This is a genomic window from Marinimicrobium sp. UBA4509 (genome assembly GCF_002388575.1).
GTDB classification, from domain to species: Bacteria; Pseudomonadota; Gammaproteobacteria; order Pseudomonadales; family Cellvibrionaceae; genus Marinimicrobium; species Marinimicrobium koreense.
The window spans coordinates 11394-14556 of record NZ_DGMV01000034.1; the positions used below are offsets into that span (position 1 = coordinate 11394).

Annotated in this window: 4 protein-coding genes; 2 read left to right on the top strand and 2 right to left on the bottom strand. The window is 59.8% G+C overall.

Going from position 1 to position 3163, the window contains the following annotated elements:
* Positions 1-256: hypothetical protein (locus B3520_RS04835; protein WP_286875521.1), on the bottom strand; the 256-nt coding region annotated here is incomplete at its 3' end.
* Between the two features lie 260 nt (positions 257-516).
* Here B3520_RS04835 and B3520_RS04840 point away from each other — a divergent pair.
* Positions 517-1269, top strand: a complete 753-nt coding sequence (locus tag B3520_RS04840; RefSeq protein WP_024459901.1) for a SapC family protein — start codon at positions 517-519, stop codon at positions 1267-1269.
* 85 nt (positions 1270-1354) lie between these two features.
* Here the strand turns inward: B3520_RS04840 and B3520_RS04845 are convergent, their stop codons facing one another.
* Positions 1355-1801: a universal stress protein gene (locus B3520_RS04845; protein ID WP_286804766.1), complete on the bottom strand. Its 447-nt coding sequence runs from the start codon at positions 1799-1801 to the stop codon at positions 1355-1357.
* 179 nt (positions 1802-1980) lie between these two features.
* Here B3520_RS04845 and B3520_RS04850 point away from each other — a divergent pair, with 179 nt between their 5' ends.
* Positions 1981-2913 carry a TIGR01777 family oxidoreductase gene (locus B3520_RS04850; protein WP_286875523.1) on the top strand — a complete coding sequence of 311 codons (933 nt, stop codon included), beginning with the start codon at positions 1981-1983 and terminating at the stop codon, positions 2911-2913.
* Positions 2914-3163: the final 250 nt, after the last annotated feature.

Sequence of the window (3163 nt, forward strand, 5' to 3'; positions counted from 1 at the left end):
CGAAGGCTCCCTGCCAGCGCTCCCCGCCAATGTCCGGATGGCTGACATGCTCACTGACCTGTGGCCAGTGGGTCCAGTCGCTCCCGGTCAGGTCCAGTTGGTAGCCAAACGGCGATTCATAGGTCCCGAACGGCTGGCCGCTGGTGACGGGTTGAGCCTCGGAGGATCGGTTTTTCGCGGCGATAGCCCCGGGCGTCAGGACGGTCAACGCCAGAACAAGACTGGCAATACGATACAGGGGAATGCGAGGGGGCATGACGGAGGGTCCTTTATCCGGGTCCTTTTTCCGAGCCGTGATGGCTTATTATGGACCACAGCGCTCATGGGGAGTATGGCACGGGGGTCGCGTTTGTTCTGGGAGTCTAGCCGGAAAGTCCAGGGTGGGCAAATGGCGCGCCAAGTGGCCACCGAGGGGGATTTCGGGTGGTGACAGAGCTTCGGATAATGCTAGTATTTGTCCTTTCTTGCATCACGGCGCCCGGTGCGGCGCTTGAGAATAACAACTGAGGTAATATCGTGTCGAAACAATTGCTGATCTACAACAACATCTCCCCCGTCTCCAGCGAAGCGCACCGCGACTGGTCGATCCAGATTGACAACCACGCCTTTGCCGAGGAGCTGAATTCCGTGCCGCTGCTGGCGACCGAGATCACCTCTGTGGCCCGTGAACTGCCGGTGATTTTTGCCAAGACCCAGGACGATGGCGGTTTTGTTCCCCTGGCGGTGATGGGCCTGAAGAAAGGCCAGAACCTGTTTCTGGACGAGAAAAAGCGCCTGACTATGCGCTATATCCCGGGCTTCCTGCGCCGCTACCCCTTCGCCTTCGCCAATGACGGCAAGACGGACAACTTCACCCTGTGCATCGACGACCAGTTCGAAGGCTGGAGCAAAGATGGCAGCGAGGGCAAGCGCCTGTTCACCGAAACGGGCGAGCAGACCGAAGAACTCAAGGGCGTCATGGAGTTCCTGAAGGACTACCAGTATCGCGCCGAGCTGACCAATGTGTTCTGCAAACGCCTGTCCGAGCTCGAGCTGCTGGAGCCGATGGAAGCCAATATCAAGCTGAAAGACGGCCAGGAAGGCGGCGGTTTCAACCTGACCGGTTTCTACGTGGTCAACCGCGAAAAGCTCAAGAAAATCAGCGACGAAGACGTGTTGGACCTGTTCAAGAAAGACGGTCTGGAGCTGATCTTCAGCCACTTGCAGTCCATGCAGAACCTGAATGCACTGGTCAACAAGTACTCAGAGCAGTCCAAAGAAGCCGCCTGATTGTTTCGGTGGTTCAAAAAACCCGCACTGGCTGCGGGTTTTTTTGTGCCCGGCGTTCGGGCATCGGGGGCGCGAGCGGGGCAGATCAGGTGCCCTGGGCGGGTTCGTGGATGCGCACGATTAAAACGTCACAGGCAGCCTGGTGCAGAATATCGGTCGCGGTGGTGCCCAGCAGTCGCTTCAGTCCCTTTTCCCCGTGACTGCCGGTCACGATGACATCGGCGCCGAGCTTGCCGGCAAGATAAGTGATCTCCTGGGGCGCGTCGCCAAACAGTATGTGAAGGTGGTCGGGAGGTAGCGCCATGCCATCTGCATACGCCTGCAGGCGGGGAAACAGCTCCTGACGTACCTGCAGTTCCCCGTGGCGATGGTTGCGCCCGGTGCCGCTACCCAACGCTGTGACCGGGTGTTCGGCCACGTGGACCAGATGGAGGTGCGAGCCTGCTGTCGCGAGCTTTTTCGCGCCGCTCAGGACCTGGGCAGAGTCCTGGGTCAGATCCAGTGCCACCAGGAGGGTGTTATAGCGGGACATGGCAATCTCCCTTAACCGGTTCTAAGCTGTTGTCTCCATAAGTGTAGCCCAAGGCGTGGGTTGATCCGAACGAACCTGATGTAAGTAGTAGACTGTAATAACGGGATCAGGCTGCGTGGCCTCCGCAGGTGGGGCCGAAGACTGATCCGCCACACCTGTTAAAACCCGGAGAGCGGACTATGACCAGCACCGAGACCTCGCGCACCATCCTGTTGACCGGCGGCACCGGCTTTATTGGTGTACCTCTGTGTCATGCATTGCAGCAGCGGGGCTATCACCCGGTGGTGCTCACGCGGGACACCCTGCGGGCCGCGCGGGTTCTGGGTACCGGCGTCAGCCTGGTATCGGAGCTGAACCAGTTGCCGGATCGACCGGTCGACGCGGTGGTCAATCTGGCCGGCGAGCCCCTGGCCAGTGGCCGCTGGAATGACCGGCGCAAAGAGGAATTTCGGCGAAGCCGTATCGGGACCACCGAGGCGCTGCTGGCCCACTTTCAACAGCGGGGCCACTTTCCGGAACGGATGGTCAGCGGCAGCGCCATCGGCTTCTACGGCGATGGGGGTGACCGACCGCTGACCGAAGCGGATGGTAGCGGTACGGGCTTCGCGGCCCAGTTATGCAGGGATTGGGAGGCGGTGGCGGAGCGCTTTGCCGACTCCGGCACCCGGGTCTGTCGGTTGCGGACCGGTATTGTGCTGGGGCCCGGTGGGGGTGCGCTGCAGTCCATGTTGTTGCCCTTCAAACTGGGGTTGGGCGGGCGTCTGGGGTCGGGGCGCCAGTGGATGTCCTGGGTTCACCGGACGGATCTGGTGCGCCTGATTCTGCACTGCCTGGAACAGGACAACCTGTCCGGACCGGTGAACGGAACGGCGCCGAATCCGGTCACCAATCGCTACTTCACCCGCTCGCTGGCGAAGACGCTCCATCGCCCGGCCATATTTCCCGCGCCGGCATTCATGTTGCGGGCCATGATGGCCGATATGGCGGATGAGTTGTTGCTGGTCAGTCAGCGGGTATTACCGGAGGCGGCGCTGGAGTCCGGTTTTCAGTTTCAGTATCCCGAACTGTTGCCGGCGCTGGAGCAGATTCTTCGTAACCCCGGGAACGAGTAGGAATAAATATTTTTCTTCAGAGCCTTGAAAACGGTCTGGTCGGCCTTATTTTTTCAGTGAGCCCGCTCGAATTGAGGGGCCTGGTTGCCGGCACTACCTGATGGCTAGTGTGTCCAGATGAGCAACACGCTGTTGCTCCCGGCCGGTAGCATTTACTGAACCCGACTCGATCATTGTGATGAGTCCCATTGAATATTGCTCTGAAGAGGATATTGTTATGCGTAGCTTCGATTTTTCTCCCCTGTACCGT

Coding starts and splice junctions, on each gene's coding strand:
- B3520_RS04850 (WP_286875523.1), top strand. CDS start 1,981: ATGACCAGCACCGAGACCTCGCGCACCATCCTGTTGACCGGCGGCACC.
- B3520_RS04845 (WP_286804766.1), bottom strand. CDS start 1,801: ATGTCCCGCTATAACACCCTCCTGGTGGCACTGGATCTGACCCAGGAC.